Below are 18,365 nucleotides of genomic sequence, written 5' to 3'. Positions count from 1 at the left end.
CCGGCATTGAATTTCTTGCCTTTTTTCTTGCCTCACGCAAGCTCTTTCGAAAGGCCCGGCAAAATCAGATCGGCTTTAAGGCCGCCGATGGCGCTGCGCGACAGCGAAAAGCGGCCATGGTACTCTGACACCACCTCGGAAACGATCGACAATCCGAGACCCGTGCCCGGCCGGCTCTCGTCCAGCCGCCTGCCGCGCTTCATCGCTTCGCTGATCTGTCCCGGCTCCAGCCCCGGCCCGTCATCCTCGACAGTCAGCTCCACCCAGGAGCGACGGGCGATTTCGGCGTCGGACGATGGGTGCGTGCCGGTCGCAAGCGTGATGACCACGCGCGTCTGCGCAAAACGCGCGGCATTTTCCAGAAGATTGCCGACAACCTCCTCCAGATCCTGCTGCTCCATGCCAAGCACGGCGCCGGCCTGCTCGAAATTCAGGACAAACTGCTTGTCGGGGTTCAGGCGACGCATGACGCGCACCAGCCGTTCCAGTGCCGGTTCCGCTTCCACGCGGGCAAGGATAGAACCGCGCTGGGCGGCGATGCGGGCGCGGGAGAGATAGGATTGCACCTGCGCCTGCATGGCATCGGCCTGCGCCCGCACCAGATCGCCATGCTGCGGGTCCAGCGTGCGCGCTTCGTTGAGAAGAACGGCGATCGGCGTCTTCAGCGAATGCGCGAGGTTGCCCACCTGCATGCGGGCGCGCTCCACGAGGCGGCGATTGCTGTCGATGAGCGCGTTGACCTCATTGGCCAACGGCTGGATTTCGCGCGGGAATTCACCTTCTAGGCTTTCCGCCTCCCCGCCCCTGATCTTGCCAAGCGCGACGCGAGCCTGATCGAGCGGCCGCAGACTGTAGAGAATGGCGAGGCCATTGACGACCAGACTGCCCACACCGAAAACGGCGAGCGCCAGATAGAGGCTGTTGGAGAAATCCCGTACATCGTCTTCCACGACATTCAGATTGCCGGAAACGCGGAAACGCGCGGCACGCCCCTCGCCATCCAGCACGACTTCGGTTTCCGCCACACGCACCTGATTGCCGGCCTCGTCGGTCACGGCATAAAAGCGCTCATAGCGGTTGTCGAAGGGCGCATCGAGAATGCTCGGCACCGGCAAGGTGGAGACGCCCAGCGACGAGGAAACCAGCGGCGCGGTCTGGAAATTGCCAAGCGGCTCGACAACCCAGTACCAGCCGGTATCGGGCTGCGAAAAACGCAGGTCGCCAAGCTGCGGGCTGCCGGCCAGCGTATTCTCGTTGGAAATCGTCACGGAATTGATGACGTTGTAAAGCTGCGCCCTGAGAAGATCGGTGAAGCTGCGCTCCACCCCCTGCCGGTAAAGCGTCGAGATGACGACGGCGATCACCACCAGCGCCAGCGCCGACCATAGCGAGGCGAGCAGCAGAACGCGGGCGGTGAGAGAATTACTTCGCATCTGCCGGCGCTTGCATCCGGTAACCGAGACCACGGATCGTCTCGATCAGATCAACCCCGAGCTTCTTGCGCAAACGTCCGACAAACACCTCGATCGTATTGGAATCGCGGTCGAAATCCTGATCGTACATATGTTCGACCAGCTCCGTGCGCGACACGACCTCGCCCATGTGATGCATGAGATAGGACAACAGCCGGAACTCATGCGAGGTGAGCTTCAGCGTCGTACCGTTGACGGTCGCCTTGGAGGATTTGGTGTCGAGCCGGACCGGGCCGCAGACGAGTTCGGAGGAGGCATGGCCGGCGGCGCGGCGGATGAGCGCGCGCACACGGGCGAGAACCTCTTCGACATGGAAAGGCTTGGTGACGTAGTCATCGGCTCCGGCGTCAATGCCGGCGACCTTGTCGCTCCAGCGGTCGCGGGCGGTGAGGATGAGAACAGGCATGGCCTTGCCGGCCGCACGCCATTTTTCGACGACGGTAATGCCATCCAGCTGCGGCAGGCCGATATCGAGAACGATCGCGTCATAGGGCTCGGTATCGCCGAGATAATGCCCTTCCTCGCCGTCAAATGCCTGATCGACAACATAACCGGCTTCTTTCAGCGCGTCGGTCAGCTGCCGATTGAGATTGGCATCGTCCTCAACAACGAGAATACGCATTATCAGCCCTTTCCTTCCGTCCCGGCCCGCGCGCGGGGTCGGTCATGCTAAATGTTTCGGATTGTTTTCCGATATTTCGGCGATGCGGGCAAGCTACATCGGCACGCGCATCGTCACCTTGCGCGGGCGCTCGCCATTACCCTGGACGAGAACGGTGACGACACAGGACTGACCATCGCCGGAAGGATAGACCGAAAGCAGCTGACCACCGGTTTCGCGCACGACGCGGGCAACGGCTGCGCCGCAGTCGCTCGCCGCCAGTATGTAATGGCCCTGCAGATCAGCCTCGGGCGCCGTGAAACCGGAAAGCCCGGCTGCAAGCGTCGCGATGATGAGAGGTGATGCCATTGCACAAACTTCCAAAAAACCGGGTGCGTCTCGAACCGTATTGTGACCGAATATGTAGCGCAAAGCGTCTGAATGGCAAATGAATGCCGCCCCCGCCGCAAGGGCGTAACGCGGGAGCGGCGTCTTTGCATGTGCTGTCAGCGAATGGCGCTGGTCGCCGAAAGGCGGCCGTAAAGTGCGATCAGGCCGCCAATTCCGCCCGCAACCGTCACCAGCCCGTCCGCAAGTTCGCCTTGCAGACCGGCGGGCAGCTCAAGGCCGGCAATGCTGAAAAGCGGCGCGAAAACCGCGACCAGAGCACCCCAGATCGTGCGCGATTGATACCACGCTTTGGTACTGTCCATAATCTCATCCTTTGCGTTGTTTTTCAGACACATGTCAGATCGGCAGAACGGCCTTGGCCGCCACGCCCGAGGGCACCGCGCGGCCGAGCTGGCGGACACGCACGGAAATGTGATCCCGCAAGGCCGGGAAATCTGTGAGTTCGTCTGCGGCGGGGTAAAACCACACGGGTTCTGAAACCTCCGCCACGCGCCGCACCGTCTCGCCGTCCAGCACCTCGACGCGATAAAGCTCGAAGGGCTCGTCCAGCGGGATCTCGCTCGCATCCCAGCCGTCGGCCTCCACCCGGCCCCGACGTTTCCACCTGAACAGCACGCCATCCCCGCGCCGTTCGGCGGAAAGATGGACCGGCGCGAGCGGCGTCAGCGCCCGCAAGCCTCCCTCGAAGGCAAAAGGCCCGCTCATTGCGCCCGCCATTCCCGCAGCTTCCGCGATCCAGCTCAGGCGTCGTCCGCGCTCGCTCGCGGCAAGACCCAGCGGCTGCACCGCCTGATCCAGAACCACCACCGGCGCACCCTTTGGCGCGCCTGCGGCCAGTGCGTCTTCCGTGCCAGCCAGTCCCCGCAGGAGAGAGGAAAGCCGCCAACGTGAGGGTGCGATTTCTTCGGCCTTTGCGAAAGCGACGATTTCCCACACGCCGTTTGCGGCCTTGATGGCGAGACGGTTCTCGCCGTTCAGCACCGAAAGCTCCGCGGCCGACGACACTTCACCGAAGGGCAGATCGACGAGGATGGCGTTTTTCCGGTCGAAACGGCCGGGAGGGCCTGATATCAGCGGCATTGCCAGCGCGCCGATCATCGCCGGCCGGTCAAGCAGAACGCGCTGCCGGTAACCTTCCCTGCCCGGCGACGCGGAAATGATGATGGGCCGCCAGGGCTTTGCGAGGGCGGCAATCCGCGCCGAATCCTCCGGCGCGGTGCCGTCATGGCAGGGAAGATCAAGAAACAGTACCTCGGGCGCGAACCCTTCCGCACCGCTTGCGGCGTTGCTGCGCCGTTCCTCCGCACCACCAGCGAAAACCGAAAAGGCGGCGGAAAAGGCCCGCGCCTCCACCTGCCGCACCGCGCCGTCCTCAATGCGGCTCACCAGAAACCGCCCGGAAGGCGCTTGCGGAAAGGCGTCTTCCGGCAGGCGGATGCAATCGCCGGGTTCGAGGGTGATTTCGGAGGGCGGCAGGGCAAAGCGCAGGCTGCGCTGCGCCTGCCGGTTGTCGCGCAACAGCGCCTCGACCGCCGCCTCCGCAGTTTCCGCAGGCAGGGCGGCGTTGAGATCAAGCCGCATGACCCGGCTACCGGCATTGTCGATGCGGCGGGACCTTGCACTCCCCTGCTCGTAATCCAGCGCCGGGTTGAAAGACGTCAGCACGGCCTCTGCCGCAAAATCGCTGTCATGGCCGCGACTTTCCGACCAGAGCGGCTCGTCCTCCAGATCGGCCAGCACGGCAATATCGCGGACCGGCAAAACCGCAGTGTTGCGGGAGCGGAAGCGCAGGGTTCCGCCATCTTCCGCCACATCCACCTGGAAAGCCGCCATCAGCGGCTCCAGGAGATTGCGGGCCGAGGTCACGTCGCCCTGCACATAACCGGTCAGATCACCGCTGACGGCGGACACGTCGAAGGCGGAAAAGCCGTGATCGGTGAGGATGGCGGCGATGGTATCGGCGAGTATGGCCGTTCCCAGCCGGCCATTCAGCCAGTGGCCAGTGCGCCAGTTCGCCCCATCGCTCCATGCCGCGCCATTCTGCGGAAAGGCGGGAAAAGGCCGTGCATCCCAGGTCCACAGATAGACCCTGTCTGCATCGACCATCGCTGCGGCCTCACGCCAATGGTCGAGATGCGCCTCGAGAAACCGCCGCTGCTGGCTGTCGGCGCGGCTTCGGCGGGAGAAATAAGGAAAGGCGTTTTCCGCCGATTTCGGATCGGGAAAGACATTGGGGCGTGTCGCGCTCTTGTCCACCGCCGGGCAGCCGAGTTCGGTGAACCAGATCGGCTTCGAGCCCGGCACCCATGCGGTCGGCGTGGATTTCTCCACTCCCCGCACCCGGTCGTGATGGAGGTTGCCCCACCAGTTCCTGATATCCTTGTAGCGGAACACCCAAGGCTTGCCCTTCAGCCCGTCCGTAATCGGCGTGCGCCGCCGTGCTGCGCGGTCTGCGTCACTGAAATAATACCAGTCGAAGCCCTCACCTGCCGTGATGGCATAACGGAATGCGGCGGCATCATCCGGGCCGGTCATGCCATCGGGACTGCCGTTCGCGGCATCCTCGTCACGCCAGTCGGAGAGCGGCATGTAACTGTCGATACCAACAGCATCGATCTCAGGGCTCGCCCAGAGCGGGTCGAGGTGGAAGAACACGTCGCCCGAACCGTCTGCCGGCTGGTGGCCGAAATATTCGCTCCAGTCCGCCGCATAGGTCAGCTTCACCGCCGGCCCCATCACGGCCCGTACGTCGCCCGCCAACCGCACCAGTTCCTCGACAAAGGGAAAGGCATCATTCTCGTCTCTCAGCGCCGTCAGCCCGCGCAGTTCCGAGCCGATCAGGAAGGCATCCACCCCGCCCGCCCGAGCCGCCAGCGCCGCATAATGCAGCACCATGCGCCGGTAACCTTCATGGCGATTGCAGAAGGCGGAAACCTGCGTCCGTGCGCCAGCGCTGCGATCCGCAGAACCGGCCCTGCCGGGTGCGGGAAAGCAGGTGATGCGCCCGCGCCAGGCATAGGCGTCCTGCTCGCTTTTGCCATAGGGGTCTGCAAGACCGTTACCGACGGGAACATCCATCATCACGAAGGGATAAAGGCACACTCGCAAACCCCGCGCCTTGAGATCGGCGATGGCCTGCAACACGCTTTCGTCGTTGGGTGTACCGCCATAGGCGGGACCGCCGCCGTGATGGCTGACGAGATGCGCCTCGCCGCGCGAAAGACCGGCGACGGACCATGGCATCGTTTCCCCATCCCGGCCGTCCACCTCCACGCCGGGCAGAATGCGGCATTCACCCACCCGCATATCCGTGCCGAACCAGCTCACCACCAGCGCCACGCTCTCAAGATTGGGGCAGAGCGCCTGCAATTCGTCGATTGCCGCCTGCCAATCCGTCGCGGCGGTCAAACCATTGCGGTTCATGATGCGGCTTTGGCCGATGCCCGTTCGTTCGGAAACCTGCACGGTGGCGTAACCATGTTCCGTTGCGCCGGGGATGACGGTGATGGCGCGGATGGCTTTTTCCAGCCGTCCGACCGGCCGCACCACTTCGAACTGCATCAGCGGGATACGGTTGCCATAACTATCGAGCGGCAGGCGTTCGAACACCACATAGGCCAGTCCGCGAAAGGCCGGCGCATTGCCCGCCCCCTGCTTCGCCTCGATCAACGGATCGGGCAATTGCGTCTCGCTGCCGGGATAAAAACGCATCTCGATGGCGCTCAGGTCCAACTCCCGCCCATCGGCCCAGACACGCCGCACCATGGCCGCCTCACCTTCGCACAGGCCGATGGCGACATTGGCAAAATAGCGAAAGGTTTCGACCTTCGGGCCACGGTTGCCCTTGCCGCCGCGGCGCTCCACCTCGATGCTTTCTTCAAAACGCGTCGCCCAGATCAGCGTGCCGCCGATCCTTGCGGTGCCATAAAGCCGGCTGATCGCCGCCCCCTCATCCGCCCCGGGAATGCGCGCCGTCGAAAGCCGCGCGCCCGTTACCGTCCGCCCGTTCGAAAGCAGTGTGCGGTCGATGGCATTACCCGCCAGCGCCCCCGCCGCCCGGCCGATCATTGCGCCCAAAGGACCGAAAATGCCGCCGAGCGCCGCACCCGCCGCCTGAAAAACGATTGTCGCCATGCTCGCCTCGAAAAACTCAGGGATCGGGAAAACGAAAGATACCGGCGATGCGCCGCCTCCAGCCCGGCACCAGCGCCGAACGCACCACCGCCGCCTGTTCATAGGCATGGATGAAATGCTGTGACCCGGCCAGAATGCCGAGATGTTTGGCCGCCGCATCGGCCCGCCAGCGAAACAGCAGCAGGTCTCCCGACCTTGCCTCTTCCATGCGCGGAACCGCCAGAAAATGGCGTTCCGCCGCCGCCATCAACCGGTCCTCGCCGCCGCGTTCAGCCCAATCAGGCGCATAGGGCGGCGGCAATTCCGGTTCGTGGCCGTAAATTCCGCGCCAGATGCCGCGAACGAGGCCGAGGCAGTCGCAGCCGACCCCCTTCAACGAGGCCTGATGCCGATAGGGCGTGCCGATCCAGCCTCCGGCGAGCGCCAGCACTCTTTCGCCGGTGTCGCTCATGGAAACAGCGCCCCACCGTCATGGCTCTCACCGCCGCTCGCATAGGAATAGGCGAAATCCGCCCCCGGCAGATGCGGGAAGCCCCGGAAATTCAGATGATTGGTGAATTTCGCCCGGCAAGTGGTGAAACTCTTGTCGCAGCCGGCGGTGACAGAAAACGTGTCCCCCGGCGAAGGCAGCTGTTCCGGCGGCAGCCAGAAGGACAGATGCACGCCGCCGTCACGCCGCTCGTGGCCATCGAGGTCGAAACTCTTGGCCGCCAGCAGGCCGGCCAGAAAGCGGAGCTTTCCCCGGCTGAAAAAACCATCGGCAAAGGCATCGAGCCCTGACACGAGCAGGCCGCCCGAGGCATCCACCGCCACAACGTTGCCATGGCCGGTAAACGGCTCGAGATCGACACCGCAACGCCTGTCCCCGAGTGCGGCATCGCAGCGACGCCCATAGACCCTGCCCTGCGGCTGGCCGAGGCGATGGGCAAGGCTGCGCAGCTCGGCGCGAAACGCCCCGCCAGCCCGTGTCACCTCGCCAATCTCGCGCATGTTCAGCAGCATATGCTGGTCAGGCGCCTGCCAGTTGACGAGGAAAAGCTCCACCCTCGCACCATCGAAACGCCCGGCGGCCAGATCGTCTTCCGCAATCGCCTCGCTCGAAAAACCGCCCGCCACCTCCCCGGCACTCGCGCCCAGCCCCGTTTCGCTGTCGCTGTCGCTGGCCGCAAAGCCGCTGGCGGCAAGGTAGGAGGTGCCGCCGAACACGATCATCTCATCATGATCGGTAAAACCAATCGTGACGCCATCCTTCAGTGTCACCTTCCAGCAATGGCATGTGGTCGTCGCATCTCCCTTGAGATGCTCGGCAAGGGCGGCGGGAATGGTTTTCATGGCAGGATTTCCATCAGTGGAATGGAGGGAATGCGGCCCGCCTCGAAAGCGGTCAGGTTTACGTCGATACGGTCGATCGCGAAACGAACCGGCACGTCGAATTCAAAACCGGCACGGATTGCAGCGCCGGCGGGCGGCACGCGCCCCGCCCGGAAGAGCACCATGCCGGTGGCGTGATCGACCGAAATATCGGCCGCTTCCGCCTTCACCCCCTCGACCGAAACAATGACCGAACCCTCCGCGGGTTTATCGATCCGCCGCGTGAAGGAGCCGCCGGCATCGGCATAGGTCTTCAGCAACTGAAAACCCGCCGTCACCCCATCGCCGGTACCAATCCTCTGATCGGTCGAGGCAGGCGTCTCTCCGGGCGGGCAGGATTTGAAATCCACGGGATCGCGAAAACGAAAGCCGTAAAGCTCACCGCGCCGCGCCTCAAAAAAGGCGAGCACCTCATAGAGATCGGCGACGGAGCGGATGCCGGATCCGGCGTCATAGCTGCGTCTGGCGTTCCTCCAGCGCTGGTTGCGACTCTCCCGGCCATTGGACAGGTTGACGATATCCGTCCGCCTCACCGGCCCGCCGCTGACGCCGAGCGCGAGCCGCAGCGGAAAGCGCACTTCATGAAATGCCGCCATGTCGTTGTTCCTGGATTCTTTTCAATGGTCTGGGAAAGTGAGCGCGCGTCACAATCCGCGCTGGCCGCGCCCGACGCTGCGCGCCAGCATGGCGGCGATCTGGCCTTCACTTTTGCGGAAGCTCGCAGCATCCGTCGCCGTCACGTTAAAAACGATCTGCGCCCCGCCGCCGCCCGCAGGTGCGGCAACACCGAGGGCGCCATCCGAACCGCGCTTCAGCGGCAAAATCGCTTCCGCCCCCGCCTCGCCCATCAGGCCAAGCCCGCCGCCCATCGGAAAAAAGGCGGGGCTGGAGACCACGCCGCCATCGGCAAAAGGCGTGATGCTGCGCCCCGGCACCCCGCCATCGGCAAAGGCGAACAGCGAACCGCCGCCGTTCAACAACCCGCCGACGGCATCGCCAATCATGCTCTCCAGCGGTTTCAGCCCGGCCGAAAGCGCGATGCCGGACAGCCGTTGGCCAAGCCCGCGCAACACATCGTCCAGCCCCTTGCCGCCGGTCGCCGCCGCCTGCAGGGCCGAGGTCAGGGCCGCACCGAACCGCTCGGAACGCCGCTCGAGATCACCCATCACCTCCGAGAGCGCCTCCGCCTCTTCCCGGTTCTCCGCAATCGATCTTTCGCCCGTCATCGCGCTTGCCTTTCTGATTCAAACCGGAGCCGCAAAATTTTGAAATGCCATTCGTTTTTGAGATCAACTCACCCATCCGGAAACTGCCGCATCATCCCCTCCATGGCCTGACGGTCAGGGCCGCGCGAAACGGCGTTGCCGCCCGTCATCGCGAAAAATTCGCTCGGGGTCATCAGCCAGAAGGTTTCCGGGGAAAGCCGCAGCAGGAACAGGCCGGTATGGATCACCGCGTCCCAGGGGAATGGGCGCGACGTCGCTTCGCCTGCTGCGGCATTCAAGGGTCCGGCGGCGTCCCGCCTTTCAAACCGCCGAAAGTCGCGGTCAAAAGATCGGCGACGATCGCGGCATGGCCGGCAATGCCGCCTTCCACCGTGGCGGCGGCCACATCCTCGTCGGAAAAGACGTTGCCCGCGCCGCGCAGTCCCGCGCCGATCACCCGGATCATGTCCGCCGCCTTCATGCGCCCGCTCGCGAAACGTTGGGCGAGCGCGGTGAGGTCATCGGCTTCAAAGGCGGTTTCGAGTTCGGCAAGAGCCCCGAGCGTCAGGCACAGGATGCGCCTTTCACCGTCTATCAGCGCTTCTATCTCGCCGCGATGGCGGTTCGCCCGCCCGTAACGCAAACGCTCAGGCATCATAGCACTCCGAATGTGAGAAGACCGGCCGATTCCAGCGCGATCTCGAATTGCACTTCGCCATCGTGGCGGCCGGAATATTCGAGCGCGACGATCTGGAACGGTCCGGCAATGGCGCCGAAATCGGGAATGACGATCTGCCAGCCGGGAATGCCGCCTGCAAAAAATGCGCCGCGCACCAGCGCATCGCTCGCCTGGTCCTTGAAGATGCCGGAGGCCGTGAGCGATGCCCGCTGCACGCCAGCGCCGGCGAGAAGCTCGCGCCAGCGCCCGGCGCTTTCGGCATCCGTCACGTCGACGGCCTGCGCATTGAAGGCCAGCCGTTTTGTTCTCAGCCCCGCCACGGTCGCAAAGACGCCGGCATTGTCGATCTTCAGCAGCAGGTCCTTGCCTTTCTGCGCCACCATGTTGTTTCCTTTCGTTTCAATTGCGGTTGCGGGGGTGCGGCGGGCCTGCTACCAAATGGTTTCCCGCACCTCGCACCCCGCGATCTCACCATGTCCGACGCCGCCTCCATGACGTCCCGCGTGCGCCTTATCGGCGTGCTGGCGCTTGGGCAGATCATCAGCTGGGGCAGCGGTTTCGACATGCTGGCCATTCTGGCGCCACGGATCGGCGGCGAACTGGCGATCGGCAACGAGATCGTTTTTGCCGGCCTCACCATCATGATGCTAATCAGCGCGCTTTGCGGCCCGCTGCTGGGAAGAATGCTCGTCCGTCGCGGCGCGGCGCCCGTGCTGGTGGCCGGCTCAGTCCTCTTTGCCGCCGGTTTTGCCGTGCTCGCCTTTTCGGGCGGTGTCACGAGCTATTTTTTCGGCTGGGGCGTGATGGGTCTGGCCGCAACCTGCGGCTTGACGACGGCTGCCCATACCGCCGTGGTGGAGCGTGTGGGCGCGGAAAGCGGCCGGCTGCTGACGCTTCTGATGCTGTTCACCGGGCTTTCGGGCGCGGTTTTCCTGCCCGTCACCGCGCTGGCGGAACAACATCTCGGCTGGCGCGGCACACTTCTGCTCTATGCCTGTCTGCAGCTCTTCGTGCTTCTGCCGCTCTATCTCTTTGTCCTTCCCGACCGTCCGCCCCGCAAGGAAGCGAAGCGGCAGAAAGCCGACGCGCTTTCATCCACGCCAGTCGATACACGCCGGGCTTTTCTGCTTCTGGCGGCCACGACGACGATCAGCGCCTTTACGACCTTCGGCCTGTCGCCGCTCCTGCCGCTGCTGCTCGTTCAGGCGGGCGCAACGCAATCGCTTGCCGTCCAGCTGGCATCGGCGCGCAGCCTGCTGGCAATTACGGCGCGCGGGCTGGATTTCCTGCTTGGGAAACGCGGCAGCCCCTTCCTCACCGCCATGATCGGCTTCTGTCTTCTGCTGCTGTCGCTGCTGCTGTTGCTTGGCTTTGCCCCGGCCATGCCGGCTTTCATCGGTTTCATCATTTTTTTCGGTTTCGGCGCCGGTGTGCTCACCGTCAGCCGGGCCGTGCTGCCGCTGGCGGTATTTTCCCCGGAGGAATATGGGCTGCAGGCCGCGCGTATCTCCCTGCCGCAGAACCTCGCAATTGCCGTTGCACCTGTTATTTTCACGCTGGCGCTCGACCGCGGCGGGGTGGCGGCCATGCTTGGCGTCGCCGCCGTGCTGATCGCCATTTCGTTTGTGCTCCTGATCGTCCTGTGGAAAACCGTGCGCAGGCAGAACGCCTGAAACGGCACTACTCCGTCACCGCCCTGAAGCGCATCTCGACGATGAAATTCCGGGTCTTCGCCTCGCGGCGCGAGCGGCTGGAGAGAAGATGCAGATTGACGAGAGAGACCCCGGCAATCGGCAGCGCCGCATCGTCGAGCAGGCTCGTCACACGAGCGGTGATCTCTCCCGCACCCTTGCGGCCATTGGCATCGCTCCAGATCTGCAGCGACAGGAAATGCTCCTCGGCCTTTTCCGTGGCGGTCGAATAATCCCTGCTTTCAAGATCGCCGATAACGATGCATGGCAGAACCGCGCGCGGCAGAAGCCGGTCGACAATGCCGCCGGGGATGAGCGCCGTCAGCACCGCATCGCCCGTCAGCCGTGCGAAAATCGCCTGAAGAAGCGGGTTTGCGGCGCTCATCGGCTTTCCTCCTCGCAGCGGCAGACGATAAAGCGACATGTCTCATCCGGGTCCATCACGGCCCGGATCGCCAGAATGCGACGGCCCTTGCGAAAGCGCATGCCAACGGTGATGTCATCGCGGTAAGCCAGCCAGACGCGGTGGGTGATCGTCACGCCCTCGGCCGAGGCCCGTTCATGGGATGCCTCCGAAACGGGTTCGATCGCAGCCCAGAGCGACCGCAGGAAATTCCAGCTTTCCGCAGCACCACCCTGCCCGTCCGGCGTTTCGGTCCGCACGTCCAGTTCCAGCCGCGCCGTCAGCTTGCCGGGATCGAGAAAAACAAGGTTCATGTCTCAAAGCCCCACACGGCAGAAGGGCGCAACCAGCCGCTCGTAGCCGGCGGGAACGGCGGCGGGCTGGTTTTCCGGGGCGACAGCACCGCGAAAGGCGAACATCTGCGCCACATGCATCAGTATGGCGCGTTTCAGCGTGTCGGGCACATCCGTTCCCGCTTCGCCGTAACCGGTAATGAAATCGATCTCGATGCCGTTCATCGCCCGGCCGGGAGCCGGCGGAGCGCGCAGCCACAGCCTTGCCGGCCGCGCCGCACCGTCCAGCAATTTTTCCCCGACGGTGATATCCGCCGAATGCCCCTCACCGTCAAAAACCAGAATCGTTTCGATGGCTTGCACCGGTGTCCTGCCAATCAGAATCACGCCCGTCTGCGGCCACCGGTCGAGATAAAGCCGCCAGGTCTGGCGGAGGAGGCAAAGCCCGCTCGTGCGTTCCAGATGCTCGCGGGCGGTGCGGATGAGCGCGGCAAGAAGCACGTCCTCGTCGTCGCTGTCGAGGCGCAGATGCGCCTTGACCTCGGCAAGCGTCAGCGGCTCCGTCTGCGGCGGATGAATGAGGGCATAGGTCATGGGGTCTCCGGAAGGACGGCAATCAAAGAGTGAGCGAGCGGTGGCGGCTTGTTGCCTTCTCCCCAAGGGGGAGAAGGTCGCGGCAGCGGGATGAGGGGGTGACGGTAGAGATATTCCGCAATGTTGCCCCCTCATCTGCCCTTCGGGCATCTTCTCCCCGGCGGGGAGAAGAAAGGGCCCCAAGGTCCGCGGTCAATTCACCCCGAATTTGACCAGCTTGATCGCCTCGAAGTTCTGCACGCCGCCGCCCACGCGTTTAGTGGTGTAGAACAGCACATAGGGTTTGGCCGAATAGGGATCGCGCAGGATGCGCACGCCCGTGCGATCAACGACGAGATAGCCGGCGCGGAAATCGCCAAAGGCGATGGCAAAGCTATTGGCCGCCACATTCGGCATGTCCTCCGCTTCCGTCACCGGGAAGCCCATCAGCGAGGCCGGCTGGCCCGCGGCGGCGGGCGGGTGCCACAGATAGGCGCCGCTGGTATCCTTGAAGCGGCGCAGCGCCCCTTGCGTCTTGCGGTTCATCAGGAAGGTGCCGTTCTGGCGATGGCCGGCCTTCAGCGCATAGACGGCGTCGAGCAGCACATCCATCGGCCCGGCGGAAGCAAAGCCGGACGAAACGCCGGTCGCGACATAACCGATGTTACCCCAGCTCCAGCTATCATTGGCGACGGTGGTATAGGAGAGGAAACCCTTGGGCTTGCTGGCGCCATCGCCGGCGATGAAAGCGGCGGCCTCCTGTTCGGCGAAAGCGATGTCCACCTCGGAAGCAATCCAGGCCTCGATATCGACTGCGGCGTCATCCAGCAGGCCCTGCGTGGCCGCCGGCATGGCGTAAAGCTCCATCGTTGGAAAGGAAAGCTCGGCAAGCTGCGGCGTTGCCGTCTGCGGTCGTGCCGCCGTTTCGGAGACCCAGCCGGTCGTCATGCCGCCGGGCGAGAAGGGTTTCTTCAGCACGGCGGCGGAAACCTGCCGCACGGTTGCCAGTGCGCGGATCGGCGAAATCGCCGTCATGCGCCGGCCGATCTCGCCATCCGTCTCGCTCGGCAGCAGGAAGCCGCCATCGGCTCCGGTCGAGCCGGCAAAGGCCTTGGCCTCGAGATCGCGCAGCGCGCCTTCCTCACCGCGGCGGATATAGGCCTCGAAAGCGGCCTTGTGCTCCTCGGCATCGTGGGAAAGCGCGTCCTTGCGGCCAAGTGCGGGGCGCGCTTTCCTGAGCGCCAGATCGTCCATGATCCTGCGGTTGTCGTCGAGCGTCTTGTCGATGCGGTCGAGCTTGTCGCGGGTCACGACATCAGCCCCCATCTTGCGCTCGATATCGGCAAGCCGCTGGTCGTTGGTTTCGCGGAAGGCCTCGAAGGCCTCCATGAACTCATCGAAGGCGGCCGTCACCGTATCGGGCACGGCCTTCACCTGCGGTGCAACAGTCATCGGGGCCGGTTTCGTCATCTGTTCTGTCATGTCGTTTCCTTGTGGGTGATTGTCCGGAAGTCAGCGTTTGAATGCCGTGTCGAACAGCGAGCGGGCAGCGCGACGCATGTTGCGCACCAGCTCGGTCTCGCGGTCGCGGAAGAAGCGGGCGTGCTTGACGTCGGAAACTCGCGCGGACGGCAGCATCGGGAAGGTCACGACCGAAATTTCCCAGAGATCGGCCTCCAGAATGCGCCGGACGCCTGAGCCCGCCGCCTTGCCGGAGCGCCCATCCTTACTGGAACGCCCCTCTTTACTCGAACGTACGGTGCGAAAGCCGATCGACAGCCCGTCCAGCGCGCCGGTCTTCATCAGCGAATGCACCTCGCGGGAGCGGGCGACGCCGGGCGCGAGGACGCCCTCCACATAAAGGCCGCGCTCATCCTCGCGGATGGTGCGCCAGGCGCCGATAGGCTCGGCAGGGTCGTGCTGATAGAGCATGCGGATGCCGGCCGCGCCACGCTCCTCGATGGAGCGGCGGAAAGCCCCGCGCTCGATGACATCCTGACCGAGATCGATCTCGCCGAAGACGCTGGCATAGCCGGAAAAGGTGCCGTCGCTGGTAATGCCGCGCAGCTCCAGATTGGCGAATTTGCGCGTGGCGGGACGCGGCCCGCGATAAACGTGCATGGAAAACTCCTGCGATGTGAAGGAAGTGTCAGGCGCGCGGGCGGGCGCTGTAACGGTCGGCGATGCGCACCAGCACGCCCAGCCCCCACCACGCCCCCATGCTGGCGGCGGCGGACCCCGCCACCATGATTTCCCGCCCCGAAAGCGCGCCGGCAATATCGAGCTGCTGCACGATCCACAGGCCGATCGGCCCGCCGAAGATCATGCCGCAGGACACGCCGGTGATGAAACGGCTTGCGGCCTCGCGTTTGCTTTTCGGCAGGAGGTAAACGAGCGATACACCCGCGCCCGCCACGGCGCCGGTGATGCGGGCGGCCCAGATGCCGGCCTCATTGGCGAATTCAGACATGGGTAATCATTCCGTTCTAGGATGTTGTTATCGGGCGGACGCGCCGCGTCGCACGCAGGCGCTTTTTGCGCGCCTGCGCCGGGTGATTTTGTGAGTCTTCGGAATCGCTTGGGCAGAAGACCTCACAGGGAGATTCCGCTTCTTCAGAAAATGATTGAACACGAGGCCGGGGCTTCGATCCCGCCGGGTCGGTGATCAATAACCGACGGCTTCGCGCTTTTCTTCGTCACTCAGGAACGAGGCCGCGCCGATGCGTGCCCAGAGCGCATCCCGCTCGCCGGCAAGCCCGGCAATCCGGTCGAGATCAGGTTCGAGCCTCAACCCCGAGCCGAAGACCGGAGAAAGCCAGCCGCAGAGCCTCGCCGCCGTGCGATAAACGAGCGGCAGGACGGTCAGACGATAAAAGGCGCGGTTCGCCTCCTGGTAATTGGCATAGGTATTGTCGCCGGGAATGCCGATCAGCATCGGCGGCACGCCGAGCGAGAGCGCGATATCGCGCGCCGCGCCGTTGCGGGCCTCCAGAAAATCCATGTCGCGCGGCGAAAGACCCATGGCCTTCCAGTCCAGCCCGCCTTCCAGCAACAGCGGACGGCCGGCATTCATCGCCCCCTGATAACCTTCCTCCAGCTCACGCTTCAGCCGCTCATATTGCTCGGTGGAGAGATTGCCGCCTTCCTTCGGCTGGTAGACCAGCGCCCCGGAAGGCCGGGCGGAATTGTCGAGCAGGCGCTTGTTCCACTGGCTTGCGGCATTGTGCAGATCAAGCGCGGCCCCTGCGGAAGCGAGCGGTGCAAAACCCGCCCGATCATCCAGCGGATGAAAGAGTTTCAGGTGCAACAGCCCTAGCCCGTCGCGCTCGGCGGCGATGCGCCGGGATGCCCGGCCCTCGGCACGGTAATCAAAGGCCACCGGCCAGCCGTCCGATCCTTCGACGATGCTCACCCGGTCGGGCCGCAGGAGATGCAGTTCACGCAACTGCCCACCCACCGTTAACGGCTCGATATAGGCATTTCCGGCCAGCATGAGGTGGCCATAAAGCGCCTCGAAAAAATCCGGCCCACCCATATGGGCGCTCGGTTTTAAAAGCAGCGCCAGCAGCGGATGATCGGCCAGTTCCTCTTCGCCATCATAGAGCAGCCAGCTGACCGAGGCGGATGTTTCCGCCACCATGCGGGCGGCGCGGTGCGCCACCGGGTTTTTCATGAAACCTTCGCGGGCAAGTGCGGCATAGGACCGGCCGGACCAGAAGGCCTGCCCGCCCTGCACCGCCACCGCCATGAAGCCATCAGCCATTTTCCGGCTTTCAGGCACGGCTCTGCCATCCGCCGGGCGCTTGCGCGGCAGGGAAAAGGGAAATCGCATGGAGTTGTCCTTGTTTTGATGGCCGCTCAAGTCCCGATGCCCCTCATCCCTGTGCTTTCACAGGGATCCAGCCAGCCCAAGTCTTTGGGCTGGGAAGAGTCCTTTCGCCGCGCAGACGCGCGTCGGCTGGATTCCTGTGACAAGCACAGGAATGAGGGAGATGGGGCCTCAGCCCTACGACAAAGGAAAGATTTGCGCCCGTTATCAGTAGACTACGTGCGGATGCGAGCCACCTTCGCAGGCGGAAGCGGACGTTACCGGATCGGCGCTTTCACCGCCGTATCGCTGTCGAAATCTGCGGCAACGCGGGTCTCGCGCAGCGGCTTTACCGTGCGGGTCGAAAGATCATAGGCGGGATCGGCCTTGTAAGCCGCCAGCGCCGCCTCGTTTTCGAACTCGCCATAGACGATGAAATCGACCGAGTTGCCCCATTGGTCCTTCTTCACGTTCTCGCCGATTTCCAGTTTCAGCGAATGCGGTATCGCGGTGAGGCCGGAAAGCCCCTTGCGCACGGCGTCGCGGTTTTCCTCGGGAACGGTGAAAAAGACGATATGGCGGATCACGGTGTCACCTGTCATGCAAACTTAAAAAGGCGGCCTTTTCGGTACCGGGTAACGGGTTATCATCTGGCCCGCCCGGGTTCAATCCGGGCAGCGACAAGCGCGTGATGAAATGCGCGCCCGTAACCGCCTACAAGCCGCGCCCTGTCGCTGCCATTGATGATGGCCCGGGCACCATCCCAATCCTCGCACCTGTCGCTGAAGAAATCTGAGAGCCTGCGGCCGGTGAAGCCGCCGCCCGACATGCCGTGAATCAGGATCGTGGTGGCCACCTCCGCCTCCATGGCCCGCTCCGGCCGCTCCAGAAGGTCAACGCCAGTCAGCGCCGACATGGCCTCGTAATTGCGCCGATGCGTCAGCTGCACGAAGCCGCGCCCCAGCCAGCTCTTACCCTCGGTGTCCGGCCGCCAATAGGGCTTGCGCACCATGGGCAACCTGCCCGCCGCAAAGGCGCGGTCGAGCCTTGTCATCGCTTCCGCGTCGCTTGCCGCCAGGGTTTCGCGCACGGGCTGCATGGTCGCTGCCGTCTCGTGAAAGGCCGTCGCCAGCATATAGGCGAGCCAGCGCGGATCGCCGCCCGGCATCGCCTTTTCGAACCCTGCCAGCATCGTTTTCGTGCCGGCAAGCTGGGCGGTGCGCAGGCGACCGCGAAAAATAGAAATCCGCGCCGACGCGAAGAATCGCGCCTCGTCATAAGCCATGACTGCTCCTGAAAATGATGGGCGATATGACGCCGGGTTTTTCCACATGACAGTCGCCGGAACTAAATCGATTTGAAAAAACCTTAATCGATTTTAATCCGCGCCCCGTGGTTTTGGGGTAAAAAATTCCTTGAATTCCGGAACCTTAGCGCGCTAACTCCATTCACCGCGCAATCCTGCAGCGTTAACCATTCAAGGAGGAATGCCATGACAGCGACAATCCCCCAGACCGTTTATGACCGGCTCGAAAACGAGTGGCGCCAGATGCGCGAAACCGGCTCCCAGCCGAAACCGGCACAATCCCCGAAGAAGTAATATCCGCCAGACGCCCGAATTCGGGCGTTGACGGTACCCCGCTTTTCTTCTCCCCGCCGGGGAGAGGAAACAGGCGGCATCCGCTCGACCGGTAATTGCTCTCATTCACGGGAGCCAATCGTCG

Annotated in this window: 22 protein-coding genes; 1 reads left to right on the top strand and 21 read right to left on the bottom strand. The window is 63.9% G+C overall.

The annotated features are described in order from the left end of the window. Nucleotides 1-32: 32 nt before the first annotated feature. From AC5I5B_RS16055 to AC5I5B_RS16000, 12 genes are all read right to left on the bottom strand, one after another. Complete coding sequence (locus tag AC5I5B_RS16055; protein WP_003509813.1) at nt 33-1,433, bottom strand: ATP-binding protein; 1,401 nt, start codon at nt 1,431-1,433, stop codon at nt 33-35. Then, complete coding sequence (locus AC5I5B_RS16050; RefSeq protein ID WP_003509815.1) at nt 1,423-2,094, bottom strand: response regulator transcription factor; 672 nt, start codon at nt 2,092-2,094, stop codon at nt 1,423-1,425. The genes AC5I5B_RS16055 and AC5I5B_RS16050 overlap by 11 nt, the downstream gene beginning before the upstream one ends. 93 nt (nt 2,095-2,187) lie before the next feature. Then, a complete protein-coding gene (locus AC5I5B_RS16045) occupies nt 2,188-2,442 on the bottom strand; it encodes a hypothetical protein (RefSeq protein ID WP_003497070.1) in 255 nt (84 codons plus the stop codon). A gap of 137 nt (nt 2,443-2,579) precedes the next feature. Beyond that, on the bottom strand, nt 2,580-2,786 hold the full coding sequence (locus tag AC5I5B_RS16040; RefSeq protein WP_161974039.1) for a hypothetical protein: 207 nt from the start codon (nt 2,784-2,786) through the stop codon (nt 2,580-2,582). Nucleotides 2,787-2,820: 34 nt separating this feature from the next. After that, nucleotides 2,821-6,618 (bottom strand): baseplate multidomain protein megatron, encoded by a 3,798-nt coding sequence (locus AC5I5B_RS16035; RefSeq protein ID WP_174054531.1) that lies wholly within the window; start codon nt 6,616-6,618, stop codon nt 2,821-2,823. A gap of 16 nt (nt 6,619-6,634) precedes the next feature. Beyond that, a complete protein-coding gene (locus tag AC5I5B_RS16030; RefSeq protein ID WP_107675291.1) occupies nt 6,635-7,069 on the bottom strand; it encodes a C40 family peptidase in 435 nt (144 codons plus the stop codon). Continuing rightward, nucleotides 7,066-7,950 (bottom strand): phage/gene transfer agent baseplate hub protein, encoded by an 885-nt coding sequence (locus AC5I5B_RS16025; protein ID WP_111834250.1) that lies wholly within the window; start codon nt 7,948-7,950, stop codon nt 7,066-7,068. The genes AC5I5B_RS16030 and AC5I5B_RS16025 overlap by 4 nt, the downstream gene beginning before the upstream one ends. Next, nucleotides 7,947-8,585, bottom strand: a complete 639-nt coding sequence (locus AC5I5B_RS16020) for a TIGR02217 family protein (protein WP_111817284.1) — start codon at nt 8,583-8,585, stop codon at nt 7,947-7,949. Before AC5I5B_RS16020 ends, AC5I5B_RS16025 begins: the two co-directional genes overlap by 4 nt. Nucleotides 8,586-8,633: 48 nt before the next feature. Then, nucleotides 8,634-9,215: a phage tail tape measure protein gene (locus AC5I5B_RS16015; protein ID WP_020809574.1), complete on the bottom strand. Its 582-nt coding sequence runs from the start codon at nt 9,213-9,215 to the stop codon at nt 8,634-8,636. A 68-nt stretch (nt 9,216-9,283) separates the two neighbouring features. Next, nucleotides 9,284-9,493 carry a rcc01693 family protein gene (locus tag AC5I5B_RS16010; RefSeq protein ID WP_087743628.1) on the bottom strand — a complete coding sequence of 70 codons (210 nt, stop codon included), beginning with the start codon at nt 9,491-9,493 and terminating at the stop codon, nt 9,284-9,286. Beyond that, complete coding sequence (locus AC5I5B_RS16005) at nt 9,490-9,849, bottom strand: gene transfer agent family protein (RefSeq protein ID WP_087743626.1); 360 nt, start codon at nt 9,847-9,849, stop codon at nt 9,490-9,492. The genes AC5I5B_RS16010 and AC5I5B_RS16005 overlap by 4 nt, the downstream gene beginning before the upstream one ends. Further along, nucleotides 9,849-10,256 carry a phage major tail protein, TP901-1 family gene (locus AC5I5B_RS16000; protein WP_112958571.1) on the bottom strand — a complete coding sequence of 136 codons (408 nt, stop codon included), beginning with the start codon at nt 10,254-10,256 and terminating at the stop codon, nt 9,849-9,851. Before AC5I5B_RS16000 ends, AC5I5B_RS16005 begins: the two co-directional genes overlap by 1 nt. A gap of 90 nt (nt 10,257-10,346) precedes the next feature. Here AC5I5B_RS16000 and AC5I5B_RS15995 point away from each other — a divergent pair, with 90 nt between their 5' ends. Then, nucleotides 10,347-11,546 carry an MFS transporter gene (locus AC5I5B_RS15995; protein WP_162695604.1) on the top strand — a complete coding sequence of 400 codons (1,200 nt, stop codon included), beginning with the start codon at nt 10,347-10,349 and terminating at the stop codon, nt 11,544-11,546. A gap of 7 nt (nt 11,547-11,553) precedes the next feature. Here AC5I5B_RS15995 and AC5I5B_RS15990 read toward each other — a convergent pair whose 3' ends face one another. The 9 genes from AC5I5B_RS15990 to AC5I5B_RS15950 form a co-directional block, all read right to left on the bottom strand. After that, nucleotides 11,554-11,949, bottom strand: coding sequence for a DUF3168 domain-containing protein (locus AC5I5B_RS15990; RefSeq protein ID WP_111835064.1), 396 nt, complete (start codon nt 11,947-11,949; stop codon nt 11,554-11,556). Next, nucleotides 11,946-12,281: a phage head closure protein gene (locus tag AC5I5B_RS15985; protein ID WP_111835065.1), complete on the bottom strand. Its 336-nt coding sequence runs from the start codon at nt 12,279-12,281 to the stop codon at nt 11,946-11,948. The genes AC5I5B_RS15990 and AC5I5B_RS15985 overlap by 4 nt, the downstream gene beginning before the upstream one ends. 3 nt (nt 12,282-12,284) lie before the next feature. Then, complete coding sequence (locus tag AC5I5B_RS15980) at nt 12,285-12,854, bottom strand: head-tail connector protein (RefSeq protein ID WP_111835066.1); 570 nt, start codon at nt 12,852-12,854, stop codon at nt 12,285-12,287. A 192-nt stretch (nt 12,855-13,046) separates the two neighbouring features. Next, entirely contained in the window at nt 13,047-14,315 is a 1,269-nt protein-coding gene (locus AC5I5B_RS15975; RefSeq protein WP_111835067.1) for a phage major capsid protein, read from the bottom strand. A gap of 30 nt (nt 14,316-14,345) precedes the next feature. Continuing rightward, on the bottom strand, nt 14,346-14,954 hold the full coding sequence (locus tag AC5I5B_RS15970) for an HK97 family phage prohead protease (protein ID WP_003509185.1): 609 nt from the start codon (nt 14,952-14,954) through the stop codon (nt 14,346-14,348). A 28-nt stretch (nt 14,955-14,982) separates the two neighbouring features. Next, nucleotides 14,983-15,303, bottom strand: a complete 321-nt coding sequence (locus AC5I5B_RS15965) for a DUF6107 family protein (protein ID WP_003509186.1) — start codon at nt 15,301-15,303, stop codon at nt 14,983-14,985. A gap of 195 nt (nt 15,304-15,498) precedes the next feature. Beyond that, on the bottom strand, nt 15,499-16,665 hold the full coding sequence (locus tag AC5I5B_RS15960; RefSeq protein WP_003509188.1) for a phage portal protein: 1,167 nt from the start codon (nt 16,663-16,665) through the stop codon (nt 15,499-15,501). 254 nt (nt 16,666-16,919) lie between these two features. Next, nucleotides 16,920-17,228: a Dabb family protein gene (locus AC5I5B_RS15955; protein ID WP_031233658.1), complete on the bottom strand. Its 309-nt coding sequence runs from the start codon at nt 17,226-17,228 to the stop codon at nt 16,920-16,922. 59 nt (nt 17,229-17,287) lie between these two features. After that, nucleotides 17,288-17,926 carry a hypothetical protein gene (locus AC5I5B_RS15950; RefSeq protein WP_111835068.1) on the bottom strand — a complete coding sequence of 213 codons (639 nt, stop codon included), beginning with the start codon at nt 17,924-17,926 and terminating at the stop codon, nt 17,288-17,290. Between the last annotated feature and the right edge of the window lie 439 nt (nt 17,927-18,365).

Source organism: Agrobacterium sp. (assembly GCF_059499945.1).
This window is presented reverse-complemented; position numbering and strand designations above follow the sequence as displayed.